Below are 1,674 nucleotides of genomic sequence, written 5' to 3' on the forward strand. Positions count from 1 at the left end.
TCCTGGAACGGCACCCAGGCCCAGAAGAACAGCTCCAGCGCACCGGCGATGCCCTGCTGGAACCGATAGGGGTCGGACCATTTCGGGTCCTCATAGGCAGGCCACGCCACCCGCCTGACCTCGGTCATGGTGGAGAAGCGGTTGTCCAACTCCGTTGCGTATCGGCCCGCCTCGGCCGGATAACTCCACGAGACGTAGACACTCACCCGTTTCCCACCAGGGGTGCGCTCCCGCGGAATGTGCCTCTGGTTGTATACGCGCGCGGTCCTGGCCTCGCCCATTTCGATCGTCTCCGGTCCTCGATCGCACTCTGCGCGGCGGTTCACTCTGCGACAGGTCCGGCCCCGCCCTCACTGCATCTGGTCGAGCATCTCCGACAGAGCATCCTTGACGCGCAGAGCTTTTTTGATCTCGTCCGCCGTCACATACGGATACTCTCCGTATTCGATGAAGCTCGGACAGTGATGATCCCGCACGAACCTGACGAACGCCTCGGGATTGGTCTGCCAGTCCTCGGGAAACCCCTCAAGATTCTCGAAGGCGGTACTCACCCCCGCCTTCGAGAACAGCGCGATCGCGTCCTCGGTGTACTTGTCGAAGTCTGTGTCGAAGGTCCCCTGGTACATGAAACGCGTGTCGTCGTCGAAGAGTACCCACCGAAGGTAGTGCAGCTTCAAGGGCGCGAGCAGATACGGGTCTTGTTCCAACGCTCTGGCCAGTGCGTAACCGTACTCCCGCATCGCCTCGGCCCGGCCCGGCTTGACCTGAGCGACGATGGTGAACCCGTAGCACGCCGGGGTCTTGGGGAAAACGGGGCCGTACTTGCCCTGTTCCAGATGGTCGGTGTCCTTGGGGATGACGACTGCCTGCGGCTTGATTTCCATGCCCGCTCCTCCCGCCATCTGCCGGTCGGGACACCGCCATCGTCCCACCCTCTCACTGGTCGCGCCCGCGGAGCGGAAGAGGCCCCGGCCGTGATCTCTGGGGTCGCCGTGTCGGCGGTGCCGGAGTAGACAGGATGGGAGAAGACCCGAGCGGTTCCGGGGGTCCGCCTCGGGCGGCGCGGGAGGTGACTGCCATGATCGACGTTGGTGGGGGCAGGGGCGCGCATGACGCCGGGACGGTGACGCTCGACGCGTTGCTCACCCAGGCGCCGATCGGCCTGGCTGTGCTTGACGGCGACCTGCGGGTGGTGCGCATCAACACCGCCACACCCGCCATGCAAGGCAGGCGAGAAGAAGACGTCGTAGGGCGCACTTTCCCCGGCTCGCACCACGTGGTCGACGCGGAGGCGGCCGAGGCTCTCGTACGGGATGTACTGGAGAGCGGCGTGCCCGTACGAGGGCGGATCCTGCGGGCACGGCCCCCTGCCCACCACGGCCAGGAACGTCTGTACGAGCTCTCCGCGTTCCGGCTCCTGGACCCGGACGGCGCGGTGCTCGGCGTGAGCATCACGGTCGTCGACGTCACCGACCGGGAAAGGGCTCTGAGCCGGCTGCGCATCCTCGACACGGTGCGAGAACACGTGGGCCGCACGCTGGACATGGTGGTGACCTGCCAAGAACTGGCCGACGCAGTCGTGCCGGAATTCGCCGACGTGGCGGTCGTGGAGTTGGTGGACGCCGTGATCCGGGGCGGCGATCCTCCGCTGTCGCCGGTCCCGAGCTGTCTGAC

The 1,674-nt window shown here is 66.1% G+C and carries 2 protein-coding genes and 1 pseudogene; 1 reads left to right on the forward strand and 2 read right to left on the reverse strand.

Going from position 1 to position 1,674, the window contains the following annotated elements; all coding sequences use genetic code 11:
* A pseudogene (locus AB0M27_RS47675) lies at window positions 1–206 on the reverse strand (hypothetical protein); the annotation flags it as partial.
* Between the two features lie 144 nt (window positions 207–350).
* On the reverse strand, window positions 351–884 hold the full coding sequence (locus tag AB0M27_RS47680; RefSeq protein WP_365732445.1) for a hypothetical protein: 534 nt from the start codon (window positions 882–884) through the stop codon (window positions 351–353).
* Between the two features lie 194 nt (window positions 885–1,078).
* On the opposite strand from AB0M27_RS47680, the gene AB0M27_RS47685 reads away from it, so the two are divergent.
* Window positions 1,079–1,674 (forward strand): PAS domain-containing protein (locus AB0M27_RS47685; RefSeq protein WP_365732446.1); only part of this gene is annotated, 596 nt, incomplete at its 3' end.

The sequence above is a fragment of the Streptomyces sp. NPDC052107 genome, from assembly GCF_040680215.1.
Classification (GTDB): domain Bacteria; phylum Actinomycetota; class Actinomycetes; order Streptomycetales; family Streptomycetaceae; genus Streptomyces.